General features: G+C 75.1%; 24 protein-coding genes and 1 pseudogene. 14 read left to right on the top strand and 11 right to left on the bottom strand.

The features are described from left to right. The first annotated feature begins 51 nt into the window (after positions 1–51). Positions 52–1,464, top strand: coding sequence for a cytochrome P450 (locus tag AC27L3_RS07080; protein ID WP_487233141.1), 1,413 nt, complete (start codon positions 52–54; stop codon positions 1,462–1,464). 31 nt (positions 1,465–1,495) lie between these two features. Here the strand turns inward: AC27L3_RS07080 and AC27L3_RS07075 are convergent, their stop codons facing one another. Then, complete coding sequence (locus AC27L3_RS07075; protein ID WP_487233140.1) at positions 1,496–1,792, bottom strand: hypothetical protein; 297 nt, start codon at positions 1,790–1,792, stop codon at positions 1,496–1,498. 193 nt (positions 1,793–1,985) lie between these two features. Between AC27L3_RS07075 and AC27L3_RS07070 the strand changes: the two genes are divergently transcribed. Beyond that, a complete protein-coding gene (locus AC27L3_RS07070) occupies positions 1,986–3,548 on the top strand; it encodes an ATP-dependent DNA ligase (RefSeq protein WP_487233139.1) in 1,563 nt (520 codons plus the stop codon). Here the strand turns inward: AC27L3_RS07070 and AC27L3_RS07065 are convergent. Both AC27L3_RS07065 and AC27L3_RS07060 read right to left on the bottom strand, forming a co-directional pair. Continuing rightward, the gene (locus AC27L3_RS07065; RefSeq protein ID WP_487233138.1) at positions 3,538–5,532 is read right to left on the bottom strand and encodes a glycoside hydrolase; all 1,995 of its coding nucleotides are present in this window, start codon (positions 5,530–5,532) and stop codon (positions 3,538–3,540) included. The genes AC27L3_RS07070 and AC27L3_RS07065 overlap by 11 nt on opposite strands. Before the next feature lie 103 nt (positions 5,533–5,635). Continuing rightward, positions 5,636–6,052 carry an ankyrin repeat domain-containing protein gene (locus AC27L3_RS07060; RefSeq protein ID WP_365968726.1) on the bottom strand — a complete coding sequence of 139 codons (417 nt, stop codon included), beginning with the start codon at positions 6,050–6,052 and terminating at the stop codon, positions 5,636–5,638. A 105-nt stretch (positions 6,053–6,157) separates the two neighbouring features. Between AC27L3_RS07060 and AC27L3_RS07055 the strand changes: the two genes are divergently transcribed. Next, positions 6,158–6,352: a hypothetical protein gene (locus AC27L3_RS07055; RefSeq protein ID WP_344440042.1), complete on the top strand. Its 195-nt coding sequence runs from the start codon at positions 6,158–6,160 to the stop codon at positions 6,350–6,352. A 22-nt stretch (positions 6,353–6,374) separates the two neighbouring features. Beyond that, positions 6,375–7,919 (top strand): hypothetical protein, encoded by a 1,545-nt coding sequence (locus AC27L3_RS07050; protein WP_487233137.1) that lies wholly within the window; start codon positions 6,375–6,377, stop codon positions 7,917–7,919. Between the two features lie 41 nt (positions 7,920–7,960). Here the strand turns inward: AC27L3_RS07050 and AC27L3_RS07045 are convergent, their stop codons facing one another. Beyond that, complete coding sequence (locus AC27L3_RS07045) at positions 7,961–9,466, bottom strand: SCO1417 family PLP biosynthesis transcription factor (RefSeq protein ID WP_487233136.1); 1,506 nt, start codon at positions 9,464–9,466, stop codon at positions 7,961–7,963. A gap of 202 nt (positions 9,467–9,668) precedes the next feature. On the opposite strand from AC27L3_RS07045, the gene yczE reads away from it, so the two are divergent. Next, positions 9,669–10,304 (top strand): membrane protein YczE, encoded by a 636-nt coding sequence (gene yczE / locus AC27L3_RS07040; RefSeq protein WP_487233178.1) that lies wholly within the window; start codon positions 9,669–9,671, stop codon positions 10,302–10,304. Positions 10,305–10,561: 257 nt separating this feature from the next. Further along, the gene (locus AC27L3_RS07035) at positions 10,562–10,936 is read left to right on the top strand and encodes an RNA polymerase-binding protein RbpA (RefSeq protein WP_004948858.1); all 375 of its coding nucleotides are present in this window, start codon (positions 10,562–10,564) and stop codon (positions 10,934–10,936) included. Positions 10,937–11,037: 101 nt separating this feature from the next. Here AC27L3_RS07035 and fxsA read toward each other — a convergent pair whose 3' ends face one another. The 5 genes from fxsA to AC27L3_RS07010 all read right to left on the bottom strand — a co-directional run bounded on the left by fxsA (position 11,038) and on the right by AC27L3_RS07010 (position 16,722). After that, the gene (gene fxsA / locus AC27L3_RS07030) at positions 11,038–11,595 is read right to left on the bottom strand and encodes an FxsA family membrane protein (RefSeq protein WP_487233135.1); all 558 of its coding nucleotides are present in this window, start codon (positions 11,593–11,595) and stop codon (positions 11,038–11,040) included. 43 nt (positions 11,596–11,638) lie between these two features. Continuing rightward, positions 11,639–12,445, bottom strand: a complete 807-nt coding sequence (locus AC27L3_RS07025) for a polyprenol monophosphomannose synthase (RefSeq protein WP_487233134.1) — start codon at positions 12,443–12,445, stop codon at positions 11,639–11,641. Beyond that, positions 12,442–14,118, bottom strand: a complete 1,677-nt coding sequence (gene lnt, locus AC27L3_RS07020) for an apolipoprotein N-acyltransferase (RefSeq protein ID WP_487233133.1) — start codon at positions 14,116–14,118, stop codon at positions 12,442–12,444. The genes AC27L3_RS07025 and lnt overlap by 4 nt, the downstream gene beginning before the upstream one ends. Before the next feature lie 478 nt (positions 14,119–14,596). Beyond that, complete coding sequence (locus AC27L3_RS07015) at positions 14,597–16,225, bottom strand: amidohydrolase (RefSeq protein ID WP_487233132.1); 1,629 nt, start codon at positions 16,223–16,225, stop codon at positions 14,597–14,599. Positions 16,226–16,278: 53 nt separating this feature from the next. Continuing rightward, on the bottom strand, positions 16,279–16,722 hold the full coding sequence (locus AC27L3_RS07010) for an Lrp/AsnC family transcriptional regulator (RefSeq protein WP_344433990.1): 444 nt from the start codon (positions 16,720–16,722) through the stop codon (positions 16,279–16,281). A gap of 195 nt (positions 16,723–16,917) precedes the next feature. Between AC27L3_RS07010 and AC27L3_RS07005 the strand changes: the two genes are divergently transcribed. Continuing rightward, positions 16,918–17,295: a hypothetical protein gene (locus AC27L3_RS07005; RefSeq protein WP_487233131.1), complete on the top strand. Its 378-nt coding sequence runs from the start codon at positions 16,918–16,920 to the stop codon at positions 17,293–17,295. 60 nt (positions 17,296–17,355) lie between these two features. Here the strand turns inward: AC27L3_RS07005 and AC27L3_RS07000 are convergent, their stop codons facing one another. Further along, positions 17,356–18,528 (bottom strand): acyl-CoA dehydrogenase family protein, encoded by a 1,173-nt coding sequence (locus AC27L3_RS07000; RefSeq protein ID WP_487233130.1) that lies wholly within the window; start codon positions 18,526–18,528, stop codon positions 17,356–17,358. Positions 18,529–18,860: 332 nt separating this feature from the next. On the opposite strand from AC27L3_RS07000, the gene AC27L3_RS06995 reads away from it, so the two are divergent. The 4 genes and pseudogenes from AC27L3_RS06995 (at position 18,861) to AC27L3_RS06980 (ending at position 22,673) form a co-directional block, all read left to right on the top strand. Continuing rightward, positions 18,861–20,129, top strand: a complete 1,269-nt coding sequence (locus AC27L3_RS06995; RefSeq protein ID WP_487233129.1) for a glycoside hydrolase family 18 protein — start codon at positions 18,861–18,863, stop codon at positions 20,127–20,129. Positions 20,130–20,327: 198 nt separating this feature from the next. Next, positions 20,328–20,957: pseudogene (dhaL, locus tag AC27L3_RS06990) on the top strand (dihydroxyacetone kinase subunit DhaL); the annotation flags it as partial. Continuing rightward, the gene (dhaM, locus tag AC27L3_RS06985; protein WP_487233177.1) at positions 20,931–21,419 is read left to right on the top strand and encodes a dihydroxyacetone kinase phosphoryl donor subunit DhaM; all 489 of its coding nucleotides are present in this window, start codon (positions 20,931–20,933) and stop codon (positions 21,417–21,419) included. The pseudogene dhaL and the gene dhaM, both read left to right, overlap by 27 nt. Before the next feature lie 126 nt (positions 21,420–21,545). Next, entirely contained in the window at positions 21,546–22,673 is a 1,128-nt protein-coding gene (locus AC27L3_RS06980) for a PP2C family protein-serine/threonine phosphatase (protein ID WP_487233128.1), read from the top strand. Here AC27L3_RS06980 and AC27L3_RS06975 read toward each other — a convergent pair. Next, positions 22,663–23,394 (bottom strand): PIG-L deacetylase family protein, encoded by a 732-nt coding sequence (locus AC27L3_RS06975; RefSeq protein WP_487233127.1) that lies wholly within the window; start codon positions 23,392–23,394, stop codon positions 22,663–22,665. The genes AC27L3_RS06980 and AC27L3_RS06975 overlap by 11 nt on opposite strands. A gap of 163 nt (positions 23,395–23,557) precedes the next feature. On the opposite strand from AC27L3_RS06975, the gene AC27L3_RS06970 reads away from it, so the two are divergent. From AC27L3_RS06970 to AC27L3_RS06960, 3 genes are read left to right on the top strand one after another with little or no spacing between them, the layout of a single operon-like run. After that, positions 23,558–24,619 carry an ABC transporter substrate-binding protein gene (locus AC27L3_RS06970; RefSeq protein ID WP_487233126.1) on the top strand — a complete coding sequence of 354 codons (1,062 nt, stop codon included), beginning with the start codon at positions 23,558–23,560 and terminating at the stop codon, positions 24,617–24,619. Then, complete coding sequence (locus AC27L3_RS06965; protein ID WP_487233125.1) at positions 24,620–25,696, top strand: FecCD family ABC transporter permease; 1,077 nt, start codon at positions 24,620–24,622, stop codon at positions 25,694–25,696. Further along, positions 25,693–26,514, top strand: a complete 822-nt coding sequence (locus AC27L3_RS06960; RefSeq protein WP_487233124.1) for an ABC transporter ATP-binding protein — start codon at positions 25,693–25,695, stop codon at positions 26,512–26,514. Before AC27L3_RS06965 ends, AC27L3_RS06960 begins: the two co-directional genes overlap by 4 nt. The last annotated feature ends 19 nt before the right edge of the window (positions 26,515–26,533 follow it).

The raw sequence follows: 26,533 nt of genomic DNA, 5'->3' as shown, positions 1-26,533 counted from the left end.
GGCAATGCTCCCCTCCCCCACCGGCCCCCAGAACCGCAAGAGGTGTCAGGCATGACGACCGCGACCGTGTGCGGCACCCCGGGCTCCGCCGACCCGGCCCCCACCCGGGCCCTGCCCGCGGCCTCCCCGGGCGAGAACCTCCGGCTCGCCCTGTGCTGCTTCCTGCCCGAGTACGCCCGCGGAATCTTCCGCACCCGTCCCCGGCTCGCCCGCCTCGTGGCCCGCGCGGAGCCCGAGCGGCGCGGGGCGCAGCTGCTGCAGGCCCTGCGCCGGCGGCACGGCCGTGGCCCGGTGCGGGTGCGCGGCCTGTCCGGCCCCGCCCTGCTCGTGCTCGACGCCGAGGACGTCCGGCAGGTGCTCGACGGCCCGGTCGCGCTCTACGCCGTCGACACCCGGCACAAGGTGCGCGGCTTCGCCGCCGTGCAGCCGCAGTCGCTGCTCGCCTCGCACGGCCGCCAGCGCACCGCGCGGCGCGCCTTCAACGACGCGGTGCTGGACGCGGGCAGCGAAGTGCACCGGCTCGGCGGGCACTTCCTGCGCATCGCCGCCCAGGAGGCCAGGGCCCTGCTCGGGCCCGAGGCGGAGGCCGGGCTCTCGCAGGAGCAGCTGCGCGAGCGGATCGAGCGCATGGGGCGGCGCTGTTTCCTCGGCGAGGCGGCCGCCGACGACCTGGAGTTCTCGCGCCTGCTCGACGCCCTGCTCGCCGAGGCCAACTGGCTGGGCGCCCGGCCCCGGTGGGCCCGGCGCACCCGCCGCCTGCGGCGGGCGATGATGCAGCGTCAGGCGCGCTATCTGTGCGAGGCCGATCCGCGGAGCCTGGCCGGGCTCTTCCGCACCGCGCCCCGCGGGCCCGAGACCGCCCCCGAGGGGCAGGTGGCCCAGTGGTTCATGGCGCTGGGGCCGGTGCACGCGGCGGTGGTGCGCACCCTGACCCTGCTGGCCACGCACCCGGAGCAGCACCGGCGCGCCGCGCAGGAGGTCCGCGAGGCCGACCGGCGGCACGCCACCCCCACGGTGCCGGGTTTCCGGGACATGCCGTACCTGCGGGCGTGCGTCCTGGACGCGGTGCGGCTGTGGCCCCCGGTGCCGCAGCTGGTGCGGCGCACCACCGGCGAGACGCGCTGGCGCTCGGCGGTGGCCCCCGGCGGCATCGACGTGCTGGTGCCCGCGGGCTTCCACGCCCGGGACGCCGAGCGGCTGGAGCATGCGCACCGCTTCGCGCCCGAGACGTGGCTGGACGGCCCGGCCCCGGCCGACTGGGCCACGAGCCCGTTCGGGCGGGGCGAGGCGCGGTGCAGCGGCATGGAGGTGGGGCTGCTGCTGGCCACGGGGTTCGTCGCGGAGTTCCTGCGCGGCGGGGAGCTGGCAGTGGCGGGCGTACGGCTGGGGCCGGCGCGGCCGCTGCCGTACGCGCTGGACACGGGGCGCCTGCGCATCGGGTACCGGCCGTACCGGCGGGCGTAGCGCCCCTGCGCCGCCCCCACGGGCCCGGTCGTCAGCGGCCGGTTCCGGCCGCGTACCAGCGGTCGCCGCGGAGTTCGGCCAGGCCCTGGCCGGACAGGCCGGTCATGTGCTTGAGGATGGTGCGCGCCTGGTAGCCCACCGCCGCGCTCAGCTCCTCGACCGACGCGCCCCCGGTGCCGGTGGCGCACAGCCTCTCCCAGGTGCGCGCCTCGTGGCGGCCCAGGGTGCGGGGCCCGGGCCCGGTCGCCGTGCGGGCCGGGGAGGAGCGCACGGGGCGGGGGGTGCGGTTGACCGTGCGGTGCCGGCGGCCCTTCTGGCGCTTGCTCATCGCTGAACCACTGCTCCGTCCTGCGTCGTCGATCCTGCGGGTGGTCGACCCTGCGGTGGTCGATCCGGCGGTGCCGGTAGGGCAACTCGGGGCGGCACCGGCCGGTTACGTCCCTTCCACGAAGTGTGCGCGACATCACCCACCGTGACCCCGATGGCGGGCGCCGCGGTGCTTCCCGGGGGACGATGGGGGCATGCTGCTGGCCGAGGTCGCGCGGGTCTCCGGGCAGGTCGCGGCCACCACCGCCCGGACGGAGAAGACCGCGCTGCTGGCGGAGCTGTTCCGGCGCGCCGAGCCGGACGACGCCCCCGTCGTCATCCCCTACCTGGCGGGCCGGCTCCCCCAGCGCCGTACCGGCGTCGGCTGGAGCGCCCTGCGCCACCCCCCGCCGCCGGCCGCGGAGCCCACCTTGACCGTACGGGAGGTGGACCGCACGCTTCACGCCCTCGCGGCGGTCGCGGGCCCGGGCGCCCGGGCCGAGCGGCAACGGCTGCTCACCGGGCTGCTGGGCGCCGCCACGGCCGCGGAGCAGGACTTCCTGGTGCGGCTGATCGTCGGGGAGCTGCGCCAGGGCGCCCTGGACGCCCTGGCCGTCGAGGGCCTGGCGGCCGCCACGGGCGCCGGCGCCGCCGAGGTGCGGCGCGCGGTGATGCTCGGCGGGTCGCTGGGGGCGGTGGCGCGGGAGCTGCTGGCGCAGGGCCCGGCGGCGCTGGAGCGGTTCCGCCTGGAGGTGGGCCGGCCGGTGCTGCCGATGCTGGCGCAGAGCGCCAAGGACGTCGACGAGGCCCTGGACCGGCTCGGCCCGTGCGCGGTGGAGGAGAAGCTGGACGGCATCCGGGTCCAGGTGCACCGGGACGGCGACCGGGTGCACGTCTACACCCGCACCCTCGACGAGATCACCGAACGCCTGCCGGAACTGGCCGAGCAGGCGCTGGCGTTGCCGGTGTCCTCGGCGGTGCTGGACGGGGAGGTGATCGCCCTGGATGCGGCCGGACGCCCGCACCCGTTCCAGGACGTGGCCGGCCGGGTCGGCTCCCGCCTGGACGTGGCGGCCGCGGGCCGGGCCCTTCCGCTGTCGCCGGTGTTCTTCGACGCCCTGTCCGTCGCCGGCCGCGACCTGCTCGACCTGCCGGCCGCCGAGCGCCACGCGGTGCTCGCCCAGGTGGTGCCCGGACCGCTGCGCGTACGCCGGCTGACCGTGCCGGACCCCGCCGACGCCGCGGCCCGCGCGGCCGCCCGCGCCTTCCTGCGCGAGGTGCTCCGGCGCGGCCACGAGGGCGTCGTGGTCAAGGCCCTGGACGCGCCGTACACCGCCGGCCGACGCGGCGCCTCCTGGCTGAAGGTCAAGCCCGTGCACACCCTCGACCTGGTGGTGCTGGCCGCCGAGTGGGGGCACGGCCGGCGCCGCGGCAGCCTGTCCAACATCCACCTCGGCGCCCGCCGCCCCGACGGCTCCTTCGCGATGCTCGGCAAGACCTTCAAGGGCATGACGGACGCGATGCTGGCCTGGCAGACGCAGCGCCTGCGCGAACTCGCCGTGAGCGACGACGGTTTCACGGTGACGGTGCGGCCCGAGCTGGTGGTGGAGATCGCCTACGACGGCATCCAGCGCTCCCCGCGCTACCCGGCCGGCGTCACCCTGCGCTTCGCCCGGGTGGTGCGCTACCGGGAGGACAAGCGCCCCGAGGACGCGGACACCGTGGAGACGGTGCTCGCGTCCGGGGGCCCCGTCACCGGTGCGTCCCTCACCGGTTGACGTCCGCCGGGCACAGGCGGCGCGGCTCCTTGTCGCCCTTGAGCTTGGCGTCGACGCAGCCGCCCGGCAGCCCCTCGTACGCGCCGGTGCCGAAGTTCGCCGTCACCGTGAGCGTGCCGTCGCCGAAGGTCGTGCGCTGCACGGTGCGGTCGCCGGTGAGGGTGCGGAAGGACGTCATCGGCTCGGTGCCGGCCGCCTTGTGCAGGGGCGAGAAGTACTTCTGCAGGGCCGCCAGTTCGCTGCCCTGCTTCTGCAGCGTGCCGGTGCCGATGACGAAGTTCAGCGGCGTGTTGTAGAGCATCGCCAGCAGCGCCCGGTCGGTCTTCTGCCGCGGCAGCTTGTCGTACGGCAGCTCCCAGCGCTCGACGTTGACCAGGGAGTCGTGCAGGGCCGTCTCGAACAGCGGGACGCGGTAGGTGGGGTCGTACATGGCCTTGGCGACGTCCGCCGGGAGCTCGGCGGGCTTGAAGAAGACGTCGGGCGCCTTGGCGGGGGTGTAGCCGCCCCAGTTCTTCCTGTCCCGCTCGGCGGCCCACAGGCCGTCGTGGACGGGGGTGCCGGAGCCGTGGTCGTAGGAGAGGACCTCGTTGGCCCAGGCCCCGGCGGACTCCGAGCCGAGGGCCAGACGCCTGCCGTCGGTGATGCGCTGCATCCGGGCCAGGCGGTTGGCGCGATCCTGCGCCTTGGTCATGGGGTGGGCGCTGCTGTGGTCGCGGAAGAACTCGCCGGCCGCGTCCACGTCGAGGAAGTAGGACTCGGCGCCGTTCGCCGTCATCGCGCGGGTGCGCTTGTCGAGGTAGTGGCGGGTCGGCTCGGCCTGCTCGAACGCCTGCGAGCTCATGTAGCAGCCGCGGTCGTGGAAGCCGGGCTCGGGCTTGCCGTCGGCCCTCTGGACGCAGTAGCCGGGGTAGATGCCGTCCGGCCAGGCGGAGGTGGGGCTGTCGGAGGTCTCGGGCTTCTGACCGTTGGCGAAGGAGTCGTACGGGCCGACGAGGTAGCCGGCCTTCTTGGCGGCGGTGACGGCGGCGGCGTCCATGGGGTCGTCGCCGGCGTCGTAGCCGAGCCACATGCGATCCACGCCGAGGGAGCGCAGCGCACCCACCCCCTCGGCGGTGCGGGCCTGTCCCCACAGGTAGGCGTGGAAGGCGCCGAGCAGCTTGCCGTTGGCCGGCACGGCCGCAATCTTGCGCTTGAGGCTGCCCAGGTGCCCGTGCTCCTTCAGCCAGGCGCGGTAGTCCAGCGCGGGGGCGACCGGGGAGCCGTCGGTCAGGGCGAGGGTGACGGTGTAGCCGGTGGTGCCCTCGGCCCGGGAGAAGGAGTGGACGGCGGTGGTGCGCAGCCGGCCCCGGTCGGAGGCGATCCGCAGCTCGGTGCCGATGTCGGTGGGGACCAGGTAGCTGGCGCCGGTACGGCCGGCGGAGTAGCCCCACAGAGGCAGGGAGAGCCCGCCGGCAACGGCGGTGCTGCTGCCGGCGAGACCGGCGGCGGGCGAGTTCCAGAAGCGGTCGCCCACGGGTATGGACAGGCCCTCGCCGCGCGGCAGTTGCAGCGCCGTGACCGCGGGGTCGGCGCCGGTGACGGGCCACTGCAGGGTGCGGTCGGCGCTGCCGGTGGACTGCACGTCCACCACCAGGCGACCGGCCTCGGCGCGCACGGAGACGGTCAGCCCGCTGTGCGCGTAGCTCCACCGGGCGCCGCCGGCCGTGGTCGTGATGCGGCCGGGCGCACCGAGCGCGCCCGCCGCGGGCGCGGACATCTCCCAGGTGGCCCCCGCGTCGGTACGGGCGGTCACGCGCAGCGTCGCGGCGTCGACGACGGCGGTCCCGCCCCTGACGGGCACCTCCACGGACTGCTCGTGCACCCGCACGTCCCCCGCAGGGCGCGGCGCGGCGTGCACAGGGGCGGCAAGGGTGAGACAGGGCAGGGTGACCGCAAGCGCCACGGCGGCCGCGCGGGCGGTGCGGCTGGAGTTCAGGAAGGTCATGGGGAGTTGATAACGAACGGGCTTAAGAAGGTTTTAAGAAGCCGTCGTATCGGGGGCGGCTCCCGGGGGGGTGCCGGGAGCCGTCCGGGGTTCCGCGGGTTTCCTACTTGCCCTGCAGGAGCTCCAGCAGGTCCTGGCGGGCGAACATCGCGGCGGTGTCCAGGGCGGAGGGCACTCCGGCCGCCGGGTCGGCGCCGTGTGCGACGAGGAGGCGCACGACCTCCTGCTCGCCCTTGAAGACGGCTCCGGCCAGGGGGGTCTGGCCGCGGTCGTTGGGCCGGTCGGGGTCGGCGCCGCGCTCCAGCAGGGCGGTGACGGTCGCCGGATGACCGTGGTAGGCGGCGAGCATGACCAGGGAATCGCCCTTGTCGTTGGTGAGATTCACCGGAACACCGGCGTCCACGTAGGCGGCGAGGGTGTCGGTGTCCCCGTGCCGCGCCAGGTCGAAGACCTTGGCCGCGAGCTGGAGCACCTCCGGGTCGTGTGCGGGCTCTTCGGACGCGGGCATCTGCTCGGGCATGGTCTGTCATCCTCCGTACGGGTGTATCACCGGTTGCCGTATTAATACTTTCTGTGAAGCTGGAGGGACTTGAGGTGACCGCCCCCCAGTTCCCAGGAGATTCCCATGATCCTCTCCATCTCGGGCGTCGTACTGCTCGGTGTCGTCGTGTTCCTGTTCTTCCGCAAGGACAACCTCAAGGCATCGCACGGCATCATCTGCGCCCTGTTCGGCTTCTACCTCTCCGGGACCGGGATCGCCCCCAGCATCCGGGCCGGCGGGGCGAGCCTGGCCGACCTGCTCGGCGGGATCAAGTTCTGACGAGCCTGAAGAGGAGGCCGACGTGGGCCGGCGAGCACTGCCCCGCACACTGACGCCCGCCCCCGCGTCCCCCCGGGGCCGCGACCTTGCGCGTACCGCCGCCGACAGCGCCAGGGACGTCCTGCATCCCCTGCTCGTCGTCCTGCGCGGACTGCGCGCCCTGGCCGGGCGCGGGCGCCGCACATGGGAGCGGACCCCCCGGGACCGGCGCGGCCCGGCCCTGCTGCTCGCCGCCTCCTGCCTGGTCATCGTCGCCCTCGTGCCCTACGGCCCCACCCTGGGCACCGCGGCCCTGCTCGCAGCCGGCGCCTGGGCCGGACGCGGGCAGGCCCGGGCCGCCGAGCACGGGCCCCGCACCGCCGCCGCCCGGCCGGACACACCCGAGAGCACCCGGCTGCAGGCCCTCTACGAGGCGCTCGTGCCCTACTTCTCCGCGCCCCAGGACCCCCGGCCGCTGTACGAGCACGGCGGCGACTGGCGGACCGCCTTCGACGAGCACGCCTTCGACGAGCACGGCCGGCTCACCGGGCTGCGGCTGCGCTACCCCGGCTACTTCACCGACGGCGAGGACGGGGCCCGCACCCGGATCGAACAACTGCTGCAGCTCAAGGCCGGGCGCGGCCCCGAATACCGCTTCGACTGGGACGAGGCCGACAACCGCCTCACCCTCGCCGCCCTGCCCCCGCTGTCCACCGGCATCCACGCCCAGCGCTTCGTGACCGCCCCCGGCGAGACGGTGCTGGGCTTCACCGACGCCGACGCCGTCCAGCGCACCCTGCCCGTCACCGACGGCGAGGAACTGCGCGACGCCCCGCCCGTCGTCTGGCGCACCGGCCCCCGCTCGACCGAACCCCACCTCCTCGCCCTCGGCCAGGCCGGCAGCGGCACCACCACCCTGCTGCGGTCGGTGACCCTGCAGGCCCTGCAGCACGGCGACGTCGTCGTCGTGGACGGCGGCGCCACCGGCGAGTACGCCTTTCTCACCGGCCGCGAGGGCGTCCTCGCCGTCGAGTCGTCCGTCGCCGGCGCCCTGTCCGTCCTCGAATGGGCCTGCCGCGAGACCGAGCGGCGACTGCTGGCCGCGAACTTCGCCCGCCGCCAGGGCCATCCGGCGCCCGACGACGTCCGCCGGCCCCTGTGGATCGTCGTCGACCGGCCCGCCGCCCTCGGCCACCTGGCCGCCGGCGAGGGCCGCGCCGACCCGCAGGGCCTGCTGACCGTGCCGCTGCGGCACGGGCGCACCGCGAACGTCACCGTCGCGGTGGGCGAGCAGTACGAGGCCGCCGGCCTCCTCGGCGAGGCGCTGTTCACCCACACCCGGGCCCGGGCCGTGCTCGGCCCGCTCACGCCCGAGCAGATCGCGGCCGTCCTGGGGACGGCTCCGCACACCACGCCGCCGGAGTGCGTGCCGCCGGGGCGGGGGTACGCGCGGGTGGGGGCGGGGCCGGTGCACCGGCTGCAGGTGCCGGCGACGCCGGATCCGTACGACGAGGAGGCGCCGGAGCAGTTGCGCCGTGCGGTGGCGGCGCTCGTACCGGAGCCGACGCAGACGCCTGCGGCGGGCTGAGGACACCGGCCGGCGGGGCCGGGGAGGCCCGCCGCAGGCGGTCACGCCACGTACGTGCGCGGCATCTCCGCCGCCGCCACCGCGCCGCTCGCGACGAGGCGCGTGGCTTCCGCCAGGCGCGTGGCCGCCTGGTCGGCCACCGCACCGGCGACCGTGAAGGGCAGCCGCACATAGCCCTCGAACGCGCCGTCGACGCCGAAGCGGGGGCCCGAGGGGACGCGGACGCCCAGGCGCTCGGCGGCCTCGGCGATGCGCGAGCCGGACAGTCCGCCGGTGCGGGCCCACAGGGTCAGGCCGCCGCCGGGCACGGTGAACTCCCACTCGGGCAGGTGGCGGCGCACGGCGGCCACGAGCGCGTCGCGGTTCTCGCGTGTTTGTTCGCGTCGCTGCGCGATGGCCTGCTCCCAGCCGCCGGAGCTCAGCAGCCAGGTGACGGCGAGCTGGTCGAGGACGGGCGTGCCGAGGTCGGCGTAGGCGCGGGCGGCGACGAGGCCGCGGATGACGTCGGGGGCGGCCCGTACCCAGCCGATGCGCAGGCCGGCCCAGAAGGACTTGCTGGCGGAGCCGACGGTGATGACGGCGCTGCCGGCGGGGTCGAAGGCGCACACGGGCCGCGGGAGCCGCAGGTCGGGGTCGAGCACGAGCTCGGACATGGTCTCGTCGGCGACCAGGAGCGTGCCGGCGGCCCGGGCGGCCTCGACGAGCTCGCGGCGCTGTTCCTCGGGGGCGAGGGCGCCGGTGGGGTTGTGGAAGTCGGCGATGACGTAGGCCATGCGGGGGGCGGCGTCGCGCAGCACCTGGCGCCAGGCGGCGAGGTCCCAGCCGGCGAGTCCGTCGGCCATGGCGACGGGCACCAGGCGGGCCCCGGCCTCGCGCATGAGCTGCAGGACGTTGGCGTAGGAGGGGGATTCGACGGCGACGCGCTCGCCGCGGCCGGCCATCAGGCGGCAGATGGCGGCGACGGCGCCCATGGCGCCGGTGGTGACCATGATCTGTTCGGGCATGGTCGGTATGCCGCGGGCGGTGTAGCGGTCGGCGAGGGCACTGCGCAGGGCGGGCAGGCCGGCGGGGTAGTCGCCGTGGGTGTGGGCGTAGGGCGGCAGCTCCTCCAGGGCGCCCTGGACGGCGCGGGTGAGCCAGGGCTCGGGGGCGGTCAGGGCGGCGCAGCCGAGGTCGATGACGGAGCCGGCGGCCTCGGGGGGCAGCGGGTCCAGGGCCCGGGTGGGCAGGGGGCTGCCGGCGGGTACGGCCGTCCAGCTGCCGGCGCCGCGGCGGGATTCGAGGAAGCCCTCGCCGCGCAGGGCCTCGTAGGCGGCGGCCACGGTGGTGCGGCTGACGGCGAGGGCGGCGGCGAGCTCGCGTTCGGCGGGGAGGCGGGCGGCGACGGGGACGCGGCCTTCGAGCACGAGGGTGCGTACCCCGTCGGCCAGGGAGCGGTAGGCGGGGGTGCGGCGGCCGGCGAGGGGGGTGACGGAGCCGCGTCCGTTCTGGGAGCCGAGGAGGCGTGCCAGCTGGGGTGCCCCCACCGAAGAGGTCCACGGGCTCATTTTTCCGGTCCACCTTTCGGGGATTGGCCATGGATCTGTGCTCGACCCGGTCCACAGACTGTCATGTCTCAGGCCACTGATACCACCGCAGGGGGGAATTCTCATGTCCGCGCCCGATGCCGAGCCGTCCGATGCCGCGCCGTCGTCCGCGTCCGTTCCGGTGCCGCCACCGGCCGGGCCGGGGCTGCTGCGCCGGCTGGTCATGCTGTACGCCGGTCTGGTGCTGTACGGGGTGAGCGAGGGGCTCCAGCTGCGGGCCGGGCTCGGGCTGGGGCCGTGGAGCGTGCTCAACCAGGGTGTCGCGCGGCACACGGGCCTGTCGATCGGCGAGGCGGGCATCGCCGTGGGTGCGCTGGTGCTGCTGCTGTGGATCCCGCTGCGGCAGCGGCCGGGGCTGGGGACGGTGTCCAACGTGCTGGTGATCGGTCTGGTGGTCGATGCCACTTTGGCCCTGCTGCCGGCGCCCGATGCACTGTGGGTGCGCATACCGCTGCTGCTCCTGGCCGTGGTGCTGTGCGCGGTGGCGACGGGACTGTACATTTCGCCGCGCTTCGGCCCGGGCCCGCGGGACGGGCTGATGACCGGGCTGCACCGGCGCACGGGGCGCTCGGTGCGGCTGGTGCGCACGACGATCGAGCTGTCGGTGCTGGTGACCGGCTTCGCGCTGGGCGGTTCGGTCGGCGTGGGCACGGTGGTCTTCGCCCTGGGGATCGGGCCGCTGGCCCAGTTCTTCCTGCGCCTGTTCGCACCGGCTCCGGCGGGGGCGGCCGGGACCGGCCAGGCGGCGGATTCGGCGAATCCGGTCATGTCGGACCGGTCGGTTCCGGACCCGGTTTAGGTGGTGACCGGGCAGGGCCGGTAGTGTACGCCTTCGACCCACCAGGCGGATCGTTACTGCGCGTTCACAGCGCCGCAGCACAGGGTGACAACCATTGCCAGATGTGACAAAACGGGCGCCGATGGGTACAACAAGGGGCGGCACGACGGGCGACGCATGTCCCTCAACGGGGAATCTTCACCGCCGACCGGACGTTGACCGGATGACGACGACAGCGACACCTGTCCTGTGGGCGACAAGCCCGGGAGGCACGATTCATGAGTGAGCGAGCTCTCCGCGGCACGCGACTTGTGGTTACCAGCTACGAGACCGACCGCGGCATCGATCTGGCCCCGCGCCAGGCGGTGGAGTACGCATGCCCGAACGGCCATCGATTCGAGATGCCGTTCTCGGTGGAGGCGGAAATTCCGCCGGAGTGGGAGTGCAAGGCGTGCGGCGCCGTGGCACTCCTGGTGGACGGCGACGGTCCTGAGGAGAAGAAGGGCAAGCCCGCGCGTACGCACTGGGACATGCTCATGGAGCGACGCACCCGCGAGGAGCTGGAGGAGGTGCTGGCCGAGCGGCTGGCCGTTCTGCGCTCCGGCGCCATGAACATCGCGGTGCATCCGCGGGACACGCGCAAGTCCGCGTAAAGCGGGCGGCGCGCGCCACCGGCGTACGACGAAGGGCCCGGGCCACTGCCTCACGCAGTGGCCCGGGCCCTTTCGTACCTTGTCGCGCCCCTTACCGGCCGCTACCGCGGCAGCTGCGGGCCTGCGGGGCCCTGGCCGGGGCGCTCGTCCTCGTGGATCACTTCACCCTGGACGACCTTGCCGTCCGGCTGGTGCATGCGCACCTGCTGGAACGCCCCGCCGAGGGTGCCCGGACGGCTCAGCCACCGCTCCCCCGCGCGCCGCAGCAGCGCCCGCGTCGGGGGGAACAGGCACAGCAGGCCCGCCACGTCCGAGACCAGGCCCGGCACGATCAGCAGCAGGCCGCCCAGCATCGTCAGGGCGTTGCCGCCGCTCTCGCCGGGGGCCGGGGCGGCCCCGTCGGAGCCGGGCGTCTGCAGGGAGCCCGTCAGCCGCTGCCAGGCCCGCCGGCCCGCCCGCTTGATCACGTACGAGCCGGCGACCACGCCGGCCACCAGCAGGGCGAGCACCGCAAGGCCGCCGGCCAGGTCGGCCACCAGGGTCAGCAGCCACACCTCCAGGACCACCCAGGCGGCCACGCCGAGCGGGACCAGCCTGCGGGCCCGGCCGCGGCGCGGCGGCCGGCTGTGCAATGTCTCCTGCTGTGCTCCGAACGTCATGCCTCAAGTGTGCCCGCAGTGCGCGGATACGGCCGGGGCGTCCTTATCCGTCCTTGACGGACCGTCCGCGCTCCTTCGCCGGCGGCTGGGTGAGCGCCTTGCCCACCTTCGCCACGCGGGAGCCGATGCCCCAGGAGGTGACGCGCCACAGCGCCTCGGCGACGATGTCCCGGCTCATCTTGCTGTCGCCCAGCTCGCGCTCGACGAAGGTGATGGGCACCTCCACGACGTGGAAGCCGGCCTTGACGGCGCGCCAGGCGAGGTCGACCTGGAAGCAGTAGCCCTGCGAGGCGACCTCCTCCATGCCCAGCCCCTCCAGCGTCTCCCGGCGGAAGGCCCGGTAGCCGCCGGTGACGTCCCGGATGGGCACGTCCAGCATCAGGCGGGAGTAGGTGGAGCCGCCACGGGAGAGGAACTCGCGCGACTTCGGCCAGTTCACCACCCGGCCGCCGGGCACCCAGCGCGAGCCGAGCACCAGGTCGGCGCCCTTGAGCGCGGTGAGCAGCCGGGGCAGCTCCTCGGGCTGGTGGGAGCCGTCGGCGTCCATCTCCACGAGGACGCCGTAGCCGTTCTCCAGGCCCCAGCGGAAGCCGGCGAGGTAGGCGGCGCCCAGGCCCTCCTTGCCCTGCCGGTGCAGCACCTTGACGTGGTCGTCCTCGGCCGCCATCTCGTCGGCGAGCTTGCCGGTGCCGTCGGGGCTGTTGTCGTCGGCGACGAGGACGTGCGCCTCCGGTACGGCCTCGCGCACCCGGGCGACGATGGGCTTGATGTTCTCCGCCTCGTTGTAGGTCGGGATGATCACCAAGGTCGTGCCGAGCGGACCGAATCTCCGCTGACCGCCGTCGTTCACTGCTGGCCCTTCTTGTCCATGTTCTGTACGGGTCCCTCCGGCCGGAGCCGACGGCCCATCAGGAGAGCGGCCGCCCAGGACAGAAGTCCCACGATAGCGAGCGCCCATTCGGGCGCCGCACCGACGCGGTCGGCGACCGTCGTGCCGTCCCGCAGGGGGATGCGCGCACTGATCACATCACGCGTGAATTCCTCGCTGCGCTGCAGCACCCTGCCGTCGGGCGCGACGACCGCGCTGATGCCGCTGGTGGCCGCCGTGACCACGGCCCGGCCGTGCTCGATGGCCCGCAGCCTGGACATCGCCAGCTGCTGCTCGGGCTGCCCGGTGCGGCCGTAGGTGGCGTTGTTGGTCTGCACGACCAGGGCGCGGGCGCCGGCGCGGACGGTGTCGTGGACGATCCCGTCGTAGGCGACCTCGAAGCAGATGACGTCGCCCAGCCGCGCCGGACCGATCCGCAGCACGCCGGTGCGGTCGCCGGGGTAGAAGTCGCGGGGGACGCGCTGGAGCCGGGAGATCACCTTGCCGAGCTGCTCGCGGAAGGGCACGTACTCGCCGAACGGCACCGGGTGCTGCTTGGCGTACCAGGCGCCCGGCCCGGTCACCGGGTCCCAGACGATGCCCTTGTTGTCGATGAAGCCCGGCTTGCCGGGGTGGTCGACCAGCGCGCCGACCAGCACCGGCACGCCCACGGCCTGCACGGCCCGCTGGATGCGCTCGTAGGCCTGGGAGTACTGGAAGGGGTCGAGGTCGGAGGAGTTCTCCGGCCAGATGACCAGGTCGGGCCGGCGGACCTTGCCCGCCTGCACGTCCCGGGCCAGCTGCAGGGTGGCCTCCACATGATTGTCGAGCACCATCAGCGGGCGGCCGAGGAAGTCCATGCCGGGCTTTTCGACGTTGCCCTGGACGATCGCCACGTCCACCGTGTCGTCGGCCCGGGTGGGCACGGGCACGGCGTACCCGGCGCCGATCAGGCAGCCGGTGAGCACCAGCGCGCCGGCGCCCGGCAGCACGGCCCGCAGCCGTCCGCCGCCGGCGCCCAGCGCGCGGCGGGCGGCGAGCGCCGCGTACGCCAGCGTGCCGCCCGCCAGGGCCACGGCGAAGGTCACCAGCGGCGCGCCGCCGAGGGCGGCGAGCGGGGTGAAGGCGGAGCCGGTGTTGGCGAAGGCGAGCCGTCCCCAGGGGAAGCCGCCGAAGGGCAGCCGGTCGCGCGCCCACTCCTGGGCCACCCACAGGCAGGCGCCCCACAGCGGCCAGGCCGGCAGCCGGGAGGTGCGCGCGAGGCCGGCGCCGAGGACGGCCAGGAATGCCGCCTCCACGATCGACAGGCCCACGACCGCGTCGTAGCCCACCACGTGCAGCCAGCGCAGCAGGAAGAAGAAGAACGGCAGCCCGAGGGCGAAGCCCGTCCAGGCGCCCTGCCGGGCGGTCCGGCCGCGGGTGAGCAGGGCCAGGGCGGCCACGGCCACGAGCGAGAGCGGCCACAGGTCGTACGGCGGGAAGGCCGCGGCGAGGCAGCCGCCGGCGAGGGCCGCCAGCGCCGTGCGCGCGGCCTCGCGGCGGGCGAGCCGGGCCAGGCGCACGGCCCGGCGCGGGCGCGCGTCGGCCGCGGGCGCGCCGGTGGCCGGCCGGGTGCTCGCGGCGGGTTCCTCAGTGGTTTCGGGACCGGGGGGCACGGTGCTTCTTCCTGGAGCGTGTCAGGGGTATCAGCTGACCGTACCTCGAACGGCGCAGGCGGTGGAGCGCCGGGGAGAGGGAGGGCGGAATGGGGACCCGGCGTCCTTCGGGCCGGCCCCGGAACCGCCGGCTGCGGTTGCCGGGAGCCGTTGTCTACTGAACGTCCGGGCCCCACCCGGGTCGCACCTGCCGGTCCGGCGGAACCTCCCCCGCCCCCGTGCGCTGGACCTGGCTCCCAGTGGCGGCGCGCGTCCCGGCGCACCGCCCCGTGGCCCAGCGGCGTTCGACGACTGTGCGAAGGCACCCCGACCGGACGTCCTGTGGTGGACAGCGAGAACCTACCGGCCGCCGCCCGCACCGTGTCAACACCCTCGCCACCAGCGCGCCTTGACCAAATCAGCAGGTCAGTGCGCGGGGGCGGGGCGCTGCACGACGGGGTGCGGGATCATCGTTCGGCGGTACGCGGATCGTGGGGCGTCACTCGTTAGGCCCCGCGTACACGGTGTGCCCGGCCACCACGGTGCGCAGGCAGACCGGCAGCGCGGTGCCGGGGGTGAGGTCCGGCAGGCCCGGCGTGCCGGAGCGGGGGTCGGTGGACCAGTTGGCGACGCGGTCGTCGGGGACCTGCACCACGAGGTCGCCGGTGCGCCAGATCGCGTAGTCGGCGGGGGCGCCGGGCACCAGCACGCCGGCGTCGTCCCGGCCGGTGGCCCGCCAGCCGCCGCGGGTGTGCGCGGTGAAGGCGGCGCGCACCGAGATGCGGTGCTCGGGCGTGCGGTGGAAGGCGGCGGCGCGGACGGTGCCCCAGGGGTCGAGCGGGGTGACGGGGCTGTCGGAGCCGAGCGCGAGCGGCACGCCGGCGCGCAGCAGGGCCGCGTACGGGTTGAGGGTGCGGGCGCGCTCGGTGCCCAGGCGCCGGGCGTACAGCGCGTCCTCGCCGCCCCAGGCGGCGTCGAAGGCGGGCTGCACGGAGGCGGTCAGGGCCAGTTCGGCGAAGGCCGCGATGTGCTCCGGGGTCATCATCTCGGCGTGTTCGACGCGGTGCCGGGCCGCGCGGATGCGGGCGAGGCCGAGCGTGTCGGCGGCGGCGCGCACGCCGTCGACGACGGCGCTCAGGGCGGCGTCGCCGATGGCGTGGAAGCCGGCCTGCAGACCGGCCTCGGTGCAGGCGGTCACGTGGGCGGCGACGGCGGCGGCGTCCAGCTGGGCGGTGCCGGTGTGGCCGGGCCGGTCGGCGTAGGGCTCGTGCAGGCAGGCGGTGTGCGAGCCGAGGGAGCCGTCGGCGAACAGGTCGCCGGCGGCGCCGACCGCGCCGAGGGCGCGGATGCGCGCCGCGTCCGCGGCGGAGGTGACGGCCTCGGCCCAGTAGCCGGTGACGCGGGGGCCGGGCTCCTCGGCGGCCAGGCGCAGCAGCCCGGTCAGGTCGTCCTCGCCGGAGATGTCCGGTCCGGCGCACTCGTGCAGCGAGCCGATGCCCAGGGCGGCGGCGCGGGCGCGCGCGGCGCGCTGTGCTTCGGTGCGCTGGGCGGGGGTCAGGGCGCCGTAGGCCGCGGCGCGCACGGCGTGGTGGGCGGCGCCGGTCAGGGGCGCGTCGGGGGCGTAACCGGGCAGCTCGCGCACGCCGGGGACGAGGTCGAGCAGCGCGGTGGTGGCGACGGCGGAGTGCACGTCGGCGCGGGTGAGGTACAGCGGCCGGCCGCCGGTGGCCTCGTCCAGCTCCCGGCGGGACGGGGGCCGCTGCTCGGGCCAGGCGCTGGCGTCCCAGCCGTGGCCGAGCAGCACCCGGTCCGCGGGCCGGGCGGCGGCGTGGGCGCGGATGCGCTCCAGGGCGGGGGCGAGCCCCGCCGCACCGGTCAGGTCCAGGCCGGTCAGGGCCAGCCCGGTGGCGGTGGTGTGCACATGGGCGTCGGTGAAGGCGGGGGTGACGAGGGCGCCTTCGAGGTGGACGACCTCGTCGACGCCGTCGGCGAAGGAGTCCGCGGCGCCCTCGGAGCCGACCCAGGCGATGGAGTCGCCCTGGACCACCATCGCGGTGGCGAACGGGTCGGCGGGGCTGTGGACGTCACCGCCGCGCAGGAGCACGGTCTTTTCGGAGCGCGAGGTCATGGCACCTAGTGTGACGTGGCGGTGACCGGCTTCCCCACCCGGCCCCGCGCAGGTCACCCCACCCGCGGGGGGCGCGCCTCGTAGGGGGTGGACAGCACGATCGTCGTCCGCGTGGAGACGCCCGCCAGAGAGCGGATGCGCGCCAGCAGGTGTTCGAGCTCCAGCGGGGTGGCGACGCGGACCTTGAGGATGTAGTTCTCGTCGCCGGCGACGCTGTGGCAGGCCTCGATCTCGGGCACTTCCGCGAGCCGGTCGGCGATGTCGTCGGGAGCGCTGGGGTCGAAGGGCTTCACCGAGATGAAGGCGGTCAGCGGCAGGCCGACGGCCTCGGGGTCGACGACGGCGGCGTAGCCGCGGATGACGCCCCGCTGTTCGAGCCGGCGCACCCGCTGATGCACCGCCGAGGTGGACAGGCCGGTGGCCTTGCCCAGGTCGGTGTAGCTCATCCGCCCGTCCTTGACGAGCAGTTCCACGATCTCTTTGTCCAGCTCCTCCACGCGGATCAACCTACTGTGTCGTGGCGTGCGCGGCACAGCCGGCGGCGCCGCAGGCGCACAGGGTATGTGACCAACGCCACAGGTATGCACCCGTGTCCTCCCGGACGCGGCGATTACGCCACTCGCCCGGCGGGAAGTGCTTCGGGTGGCCGGGGCCGGGGTGCCCCGCCGGTTCATCCGAGGGGGAAGACCACTATGCCCAGCAGCCTGGACCACGCCGGTCACGACGGCGAAGGCGACTTCGGCTCGTACGACGAGACCTACGAGATGTTCCGGGTCCTGTGCCCGGACTGCGCCCGGCCCATTGCGCTCCTCGCGGACGAGGAGGTGCTGCCGGAGCACGCCCGCTGCCCCTCCCCGTGGAACCCGTTCGGCCTGACCGTGTGTGCCGGTTCGGGGCGCTCGGTGGAGGAGGCCGCGCCGGCCGACGAGTCGCTGGACTCGCAGGAGCTGGACGCGGCGATGCTGCTGACGCTGCCGGAGGGGCTGGACTGGCGGACGCAGCCCTTCTCGCACATCGGCGGTCCCGGCTCGCGCCCGCTGCGCGTGCCCGAGCCGCACGGCCGCGCCTGACGGGGATCCCGCGTTCGTTCGGGCCGGCCACCTCCCGGGTGGCCGGCCCGCTCCGTTCGGTCAGCGGGTCTCGGGGCCGGCCAGGTGGCGGGCGACGACCATCCGCTGGATCTGGTTGGTGCCCTCGACGATCTGCAGGACCTTCGCCTCGCGCATGTAGCGCTCGGCGGGGAAGTCGGCGGTGTAGCCGTAGCCGCCCATGAGCTGGACGGCGTCGGTGGTCACCCGCATCGCGGCGTCGGTGCAGAAGAGCTTGGCCATGGCGGCCTGCTTGGCGAAGGGCAGGCCCGCGTCCCGCAGCCGGGCCGCCGCGAGGTACAGGGAGCGGCCGGCCTCGATCTGGGTGGCCATGTCGGCGAGCATGAAGCGCAGGCCCTGGAAGTCGGCGATCGGGCGGCCGAACTGCCGCCGCTCGGCGGCGAAGGCGAGCGCCTCGTCGAGGGCGGCCTGGGCGACGCCGACGGCGCAGGCGGCGATGCCGAGGCGGCCGGAGTCCAGGGCGGACAGCGCGATGGTGAAGCCCTGCCCCTCCTCGCCGATGCGCCGGGCGTCGGGGACCTCGACGCCGTCGAAGTGCAGTTGGGCGGTGGGCGAGCCCTTCATGCCCATCTTCCGCTCGGGCGCGGCGGCGCCGAGGCCGGGCGCGTCGCCGGGCACGAGGAAGGCGGTGATGCCGTGGGATCCGGGGCCGCCGGTGCGGGCGAGGACGGTGTAGAAGTCGGCGACGCCGCCGTGGGTGATCCAGGCCTTGGTGCCCTCGAGGGTCCAGGTGTCGCCGTTGCGGGTGGCGCGCGTGCGCAGGGAGGCGGCGTCGGAGCCGGCGGCCGGTTCGGACAGGCAGTAGGCGCCCAGCAGGCCGCCGCCGAGCATGGCGGGCAGGTGCTCCTGCCGCTGTTCCTCGGTGCCGTAGCCGGCGAGGGCGTGGCAGGCGAGGGTGTGGACGCTCACCCCGAGGCCGACGGTGAGCCGGGCGGCCGCCAGCTCCTCGAGGACCTGCAGGTAGACCTCGTACGGCTGGTCGCCGCCGCCGAACTCCTCGGCGTAGGGCAGGGCGAGCAGGCCGGAGGCGGACAGCAGCCGGAAGACCTCGCGGGGGAAGCGGCCGGCTTCCTCCTCCTCGGCCGCACGGGGCCTGATCTCCCGCTGCACCAGCTCGCGGACGAGTGAGATCAGGTCGCGTGCCTCCTCGGTGGGCAGCTGACGCTCCACCGGCTGTGGGCCGTGATCGGTCATGAGGCGGCTCTCCTCCCTGTCGGGCGCGGCGGCGGCCGGCGCGCCGGGGTGTCGGCGCCGTCACCGTTGATGCCCAGTCCATGGTCGCGCTCCGGGTCTCGGAGGGGCGTGACCTGCGGCTGTGGCGGGTTTGGAGTATGCCCGATCGGGGGCGTGGCGTCACGGGTTGACTGATCATGAAAAACCGTTCATGGAAAACCGCTCCGGGGGCGCGGTCCCCGGCGGATTTGGTACGAACCATTGACCGTATTGGTCTAGTCCTCCTACGGTTTCCCCACCGTTCAACGCGTCCATGTCAAGAGCACGCTTCTCTCCCCCACCGAGGAGACCTCATGCCCAGACCGTACGGACACCGCGCCCGCGCCTGGCTCGCGGCACTGGCCGCCGGCGCCACCCTGCTGGCGGGCGGCCTCACCGCGGGCTCCGCCACCGCCGCCCCCACCACCCCCGCCACCGGCGCGGCCGACGACACCCCGGACACCACCGACACCTCCGCCGGCCGGCGCGTCGTCGGCTACTTCACCAACTGGGGCGTCTACCAGCGCGGTTACCACGTCAAGAACATCGAGACCTCCGGCGCCGCCGCCCGGCTCACCCACATCAACTACGCCTTCGGCAACGTCAGCGGCGGCAGGTGCACGATCGGCGACTCCTACGCCGACTACGACAAGTTCTACGACGCCGCCGGCAGCGTCGACGGCAAGGCCGACACCTGGGACGAGGGCGCCCTGCGCGGCAACTTCAACCAGCTGCGCAAGCTCAAGAAGCTGCACCCGGGCCTGAAGGTGGTCTGGTCCTTCGGCGGCTGGACCTGGTCCGGCGGCTTCGGCGAGGCCGCGAAGAACCCCGCCGCCTTCGCCGAGTCGTGCTACGGGCTGGTGAAGGACCCGCGCTGGGCCGATGTCTTCGACGGCATCGACATCGACTGGGAGTACCCCAACGCCTGCGGCCTGACCTGCGACACCAGCGGCCGTGACGCCTTCCGCGAGGTGCTGGCGGCGCTGCGCGCGAAGTTCGGCCGCAGCAACCTGGTCACCGCGGCCATCACCGCCGACGCCTCGGCCGGCGGCAAGATCGACGCGGTGGACTACGCGGGCGCCGCCCGGTACGTCGACTGGTACAACCCCATGACGTACGACTACTTCGGCGCCTGGGACGCCAAGGGCCCCACGGCCCCGCACTCACCGCTGACGTCCTACCCCGGCATCCCCAAGGCCGGCTTCGACACCGACTCCACCATCGGCAAACTGAAGTCGCTCGGCATACCCGCGGGCAAGCTGCTGCTGGGCATCGGCTTCTACGGCCGCGGCTGGAGCGGCGTGACCCGGTCGGCGCCCGGCGGCACCGCCACCGGACCGGCCAAGGGCACCTCCGAGGCCGGCTTCGAGGACTACCGCATCCTCAAGACCCGCTGTCCGGCCACCGGTACGGTCGGCGGCACGGCGTACGCCAAGTGCGGCGACGAGTGGTGGAGCTACGACACCCCCGCGACGATCGCCGGGAAGGTCGCCTACAAGAACCGTCAGGGCCTGGGCGGCACGTTCTTCTGGGAGCTGGGGGGCGACACCCCCGACGGCGAGCTGATCAGGGCCATCGGCTGATCCGCACCCGCCCCCGCACCACGAAGGCGCCTCCCGCCCGCCGGCCCCGCCAGGGGCCGCGCGGACGGGAGGCGCCCCGCGTCGTGCCTCCTGCGCCCCACCCGGCCGGGAACAGGCCCGGCTCGCTCCTCGGCCGCCGTCCCCGTGCCGGCCCGCATTACGCTGGGGCGCCCGAGCCCGTTCAAGGAGCCGCCGCCGATGACCGTCACGCTCGATGCCTCCTTCTTCCGCCGCTTCCTCGACCGCACCGCGCAGGTCGTCACCGCCGAGGCCGACCGCCTGACCGAGCTCGACGCCGCCATCGGCGACGCCGACCACGGCACCAACCTCAAGCGGGGCTTCACCTCGATGGCCGGCGCGCTGGCCGAAGCCGGCGCAGGGACTCCCGGCGAGCTGCTCACGGCCGCGGGCGCCCATCTGACCAACACCGTCGGCGGCGCCTCGGGCCCGCTGTACGGCACGGTGCTGCGGCGCATGGGCAAGGTGCTCGGCGAGGACGCGGTCGTCGAGCCGGAGACGCTGGGCCGGGCGCTGGCCGCGGCCGTGGCGAGCGTGCGCCGGCTCGGCGACTCGGCGCCCGGCGACAAGACCATGGTCGACGCGCTGCAGCCGGCGGCCGACGCCTACGCCGCGGCCCTGCCCGGCGGCGGGACGGCCGGGGCGCTGGAAGCCGCCGCGCGGGCGGCCCGGGAGGGCGCGGAGGCGACGGTCCCGCTGCGGGCGCGGCGCGGCCGCGCCAGCTATCTGGGTGAGCGCAGCGTGGGCCACCTCGACCCGGGCGCGGCGTCCTCGGCGTTGCTGATGACCGCGCTGTACGAGGCGACGGACCCCGGCCTGTGCGCCACCGCGCCGCAGCCCCGGGACCAGGACGCGGCCGGGCCCGCGCAGCGGCGGGCGGCCCGGGTGGGCGTGGTGCTGGTCTCGCACAGCCGGGCGGTCGCCGAGTCCACCGCGGCGCTGGCCCGGGCGCTGGCGGGCGGTGGCGTGCCGGCGCGCGTCGCTCCGGCCGGCGGGCTGCCGGACGGTGCGGTGGGCACCAGTGCCGAGCTGGTGCGCCGGGCGGCGGCCGACGCGGACGAGGGCGCCGGGGTGGTGGTGCTGTGCGACATGGGCAGCGCGGTGCTGACGGTGAAGTCGCTGCTGGAGAACAAGGAGCTGCAGGGCGTGCACATCGCCGACGCCCCCTTCGTGGAGGGGGCGGTGGCGGCGGTGGTGACCGCCTCGGCGGGCGGCGACCTGGCTGCGGTGCTGGCCGCGGCGGACGACGCCCGGGCGTACCGCAAGCTCTGAGGGGACGGCCGGCGGGGCGGCCGGAAAGCGCCGACACGAGGCCCGGCACCGGGCATTCGGGACGAAAGTCTGGAATTGTCTACGCGTTCGCCCCCCGTTCGTCCGTCCGCGAAAGGTCCCGCCCCGGTGTCGCGCACCGCCACGCTGTCGTCCGCCGTGCCCTTCGCCGCGGTCCTGGCCTACCTCACCGGCATCGTGGTCACCGACCTGGTGACACCGTCGTACCTGCGCCTGGACGTCTACGCCGCGCTCGCGCCGGTGACCGCCGCCGCGGTGTGCACCTACCGGCAGACGGTCTTCGTCGGGATCGCCGACTTCCTGCTGATGGCGGCCCACCACGGCGTGCTCGGCGACGACTCCTCGGCCGTCAACCGGGTGGGCGCGGTGCTCGGCAACCTGCTCATCGTCGGCGCGGCCGTCGTCGTCGCGCGGCTGCGCCGCGACGGCGAGGCGCTGCTGCAGCGGGTGCGGGCCACCGGCGAGGCCGCGCAGCGCGCGCTGCTGCGCCCGCTGCCGCTGCGCACCAGCGGCGTGGTCGTCGACGGCTTCTACGTCTCCTCGCAGCACGAGGCGCTGGTGGGCGGCGACATCTACGAGGTCGTCGACACCCCCTACGGCACCCGGGTGCTCCTCGGGGACGTCCGCGGCAAGGGGCTGGGCACGCTGGGGGCGGGGGCCGCGGTGCTCTCCGCCTTCCGGGAGGCCGCCTACCACCGTTCGGACCTGGCCGGCGGGGTGGTGGCGACGGAGGAGGGCCTGTACCGCTACCACCGCTCGGCCGAGTACCAGGCCCGTACGCACGACGCGCACGCCGCCGAGGAGTTCGTCACGGCGCTGGTGCTGGGCACCGAGGAGGAGGCGGGCGCGGTGGCGCTGGTCTTCGTCGACTGCGGGCACCCGCCGCCGTACCTGCTGCGCGCTGACGGCACGGTGCGCGAGCTGGAACCGGCCGAGCAGGGCCTGCCGTTGGGCCTGGGCGAGCTGCTGCCGGGCCGCCGGCCCGGGCGGCGGATCCCACTGCCGCCCGGCGGCCGGGTGCTGGCCTGCACCGACGGGGTGACCGAGGCCCGGGCGCCCGGCGGGCGGCGGGAGCTGTACCCGCTCGCCGAGCGGCTGGCCGGCTGGGCGGCGCTGCCCACCGCCGAGCTGCTGGCCCGCCTGCGCGCGGACCTGGCCCGGCACACCGGCGGCCGGCTGCAGGACGACGTGGCGGTCCTGGTCCTGGAGCGCGCGCCCGCGGCCGCTAGCGGGTGAACAGCTCGAAGGCGACCCCGGGGCGCCCGCCGAACCGCTCGGCGACGGCGGCCATGCCGCCTTCGAGGAACCTGCGGCAGTACCGCTCGGGGGGCTCGTCGGTGAGCGCCTCGATGTACGTGCGATGACACAGCAGCGACTGCACGGCCCGCTCCAGCCCGGCGCCCGCGTCCATGGCGTGCGTGGGCGCCGGGGAGCCGGCGACGGCCACGTAGCGCACGCCGTTCCAGGGCGCGAGGCCGTCCTCGGCGAGGTCGGGGAAGATCCAGCGGTTGCCGGCGTCGCCGACGGCGTCGAGCACGGCCCGGCCCACGGCCCGGTGGTCGGGGGTGTTCCAGGAGCCGCCGGGCCAGGTGTCGTGGTGGTTGAGGGTGAGCACCAGCTCCGGGCGGTGCCGGCGGACGGCGGCGGCGATCTCGCGGCGCAGCGCCATGCCGTACTCGAGCACGCCGTCGGTGTGCCCGAGGAACTCCACCGCCGCGGCGCCGACGACCACGGCGCTCGCCCGCTGCTCCGCCTCCCGCAGCTCGGCCGCCTCCTGCGGCGCAAGGGTGTCGATGCCGGCCTCGCCGAAGGTGGCCAGCAGGTAGGTGCACTCGCGTCCCTCGTCGCTCCAGACGGCGACGGCTGCGGCGGCGCCGTACTCCAGGTCGTCGGGGTGGGCGGCGACGGCCAGGGCACGGCGCCAGTCGGTGGGCATCGGCGCGAGCTGCTCGGCCATGGCTGCCTTCTTTCCTGCTCCCCCTTGCTGTGGGATCCCCTGCCCGCATGGTCGTGCAGTTTCCCCGGCCCGGCCGGGAACCGGGCCGGGGCGCGGTCCGACTACCTGATCCGGGTCGCCCGGTCGGCGGCTCGTGCGGATGCGATTGTCTGGAGAGTTACTGATGCGTCCTCGTGCGTGGTGCGGTGTGCTGGCCGCTGTGGCCCTGTCGGCGACGGCGTGCGGCGGTGGCGGCGGGAAGAAGGCGGACGACGCCGGTGCCGCCGCGGCCGCCCGGTCCGGATTCCCGGTGGACGTGACCGACTGCATGGGGACGAGGACGACGTTCGACGCCGCCCCGCGCAGGATCGTCACCAGCAACGCGGCCGGCCTGGAGCTGCTGATGTGGCTGGGTGCCGGCGACAAGGTCGTCGGCACCGGCTTCCCGCCCGGGGCCGGCACGCTGCCGCAGCAGTACGCCGCGCAGGCCGCGAAGGTGCCGGTGCTGGGGCGGACGGTGATCCCGAAGGAGAAGCTCCTCGGCTCCGGCGCCGACCTGTACCTCGACTCCTTCTCCTCCATGAAGAACATGGGCAAGATGGGCGACGCCCCGACGGCGGAGGAGTTCAAGGCCGCCGGCATCAAGCACGTCTTCCTGAAGTCGACGGCCTGCGCCGCGATGAACAAGACCGCCCGCACCGACCTGTCCGGCGTCGAGGCCGACGTCCAGGAGCTGGGCAAGGTGACGGGCACCTCGGCGCGTGCCGGGGAGCTCGTGGCCGGCATGCGCAAGAAGACCGACGAGGTCCGGGGCGCGCTGGCGGACCTGCCGGCCGACAAGCGGCCCACCTACTTCCTCTTCGACTACGACGCCGGCACCAAGCAGCCCATGGCGGTGTGCAACCGGCAGGTCGCCAACGCGGTGATCACCCTGGCGGGCGCCCGCAACGTCTTCGCCGACTGCGAGGGCGACTTCAAGCCCGTCGGCTGGGAGGACGTCGTCGCCAAGGACCCGGACTGGATCCAGCTGGCCGTGCGCAACCGCGGCAGCGAGGAGGCGAACGCCAAGGCGTTCGACGAGGCCGCCGAGTTCCTGCGCACCTTCCCGGCGACGGCGGGCCTGAAGGCCGTCAAGGAAGGCCGCTTCCTGCGCATCGGCTCCGAGCGCACCACGATCGGCGGCGTGCGCAGCGCGGACACCGTGCGCGAGATCGCCCACACCCTGCACCCGGACCGGGTCAAGTAGATGGCGGCACTCGCCCGGGCGGCGGCGCGGCGGGCCGGCGGGGACGCCGAGGCGCGCACCGTGCGCGCCGGCCCGGTCTGCGCCGTGCTCGGCTGCGCCCTCGTCCTCGCCCTGACCGCGTCGGTGTGCCTGGGCTCGACGAACGTGCCGCTGCCGGACGTGTGGTCGGCCGTGGTGCGCGGCATCACCGGCCAGGACCCGGCGCCGGGCACCCAGGACCTGATCGTGTGGCGCCTGCGGGTGCCGCGCGCCCTGCTGGCCGCGGTCGTCGGCGCGGGTCTGGGCCTGGTCGGCACGGCCGTACAGGCCCTGGTGCGCAACCCGCTGGCCGACCCCTACCTGCTGGGCATCTCCAGCGGCGCCTCCCTGGGCGCCGTCGCCGCCCTGGTGCTGGGCGCCGGGGCGGGCGGGGCCCTGGGGCTCGGCCTGGCCTCGGCGGCGTTCGCCGGGGCGCTCGCCTCCTTCGCGCTGGTGTGGGCCTTCGCCCGGCGCGGCGGCGGCTTCCGGCCGCTGCGGCTGGTGCTGGCGGGCGTGGGCATCGGGCAGTTCCTCTCCGGCTTCACCCACTACCTGGTGCTGCAGGCCGGGGACGAACAGCGCACCCACGGGGCGCTGTTCTGGCTGATGGGGTCCCTGGGCGGCGCCCAGTGGTCCACCCTGGCCCTGCCCGCGGCCGCCGTGGCACTGGGCCTGGCCGTGCTGCTGGCCCGCGGCCGGGCGTTGAACGCCGTGCTGATGGGCGACGAGACCGCCGCCGGCCTGGGCGTCGACGTCGTCCGGCTGCGGCGCGAGCTGTTCGTCGTCACCAGCATGCTGACGGGCGTGCTGGTGGCGGTCTCCGGGGCCATCGGCTTCGTGGGGCTGATGGTGCCGCACGCCTGCCGCATGGTGATCGGTGGCGACCACCGCCGGCTGCTGCCGGTCTCCGCCCTGTTCGGCGCCGTCCTGCTGACGGTCGTCGACCTGGTGGCCCGCACCGCGCTGCCCGACCAGGAGCTGCCGGTGGGCGTCGTGACGTCACTGGTGGGCGCGCCCGCACTGCTGTACCTGCTGGACCGGCGACTGGAGCGCGCATGAGGATCGCCATCGAGGACCTCGCGGTGTCCCTGTCGGGACGGACCGTGGTCCACGGCATCGACGTCATCGCCGAGGACGGCGAGATCGTGGGCCTGGTGGGGCCCAACGGCAGCGGCAAGTCCACCGTGCTGCGCACCGTCTACCGCCACCTCGCGCCCGACGCCGGGCGCGTCCTGGTGGGCGGTACGGACATCCGTACGCTGACACCGACGCAGTCGGCGCAGCGGGTCGCGGCCCTGCCGCAGGAGCGCGGCAGCGACTTCGAGCTGTCCGTGCGCGAGGTCGTCGCCATGGGCCGCACCCCCTACAAGCGGGCCTTCGCCGGCGAGGACGGCACGGACGCCGAGCTGGTCGCGGCCGCGCTGGAGCGGGTGGGCATGGCCGGCGCCGGCCGGCGGCGCTTCTCGGCGCTGTCCGGCGGCGAACGCCAGCGCGTCCTGCTGGCCCGCGCCCTGGCCCAGGACCCGCGGGTGCTGGTGCTCGACGAGCCCACCAACCACCTCGACGTACGCCACCAGGTGGAGCTGCTGGCGCTGCTGCGCGAGCAGCGCCGCACCACGCTGATCGCCCTGCACGACCTGAATGCGGCCGCGTCGGTGTGCGACCGGCTGCACGTCCTGCACGACGGGGCGCTGGTGGCCTCCGGCGCGCCGCGCGAGGTGCTCACCCCCGGCCTGCTGGCCGAGGTGTTCGGGGTGCGGGTGGCCGTGGTGGAGCACCCGTTGACGGGTGATCCGCTGATCGCCTTCGACCACCGCTCGCCCGCGGGCGGCCCGCCGGGCGCGGTGACCGCCGCGGGCGGCGCCGCCGCCCGCTGAGCGGCCGTCGGGCATCGGC

The sequence above is a fragment of the Streptomyces sp. PKA51 genome (assembly GCF_057552455.1).
Note: the sequence above shows the minus strand (reverse complement) of the source record. Positions and strands in the feature narration are given on the sequence as shown.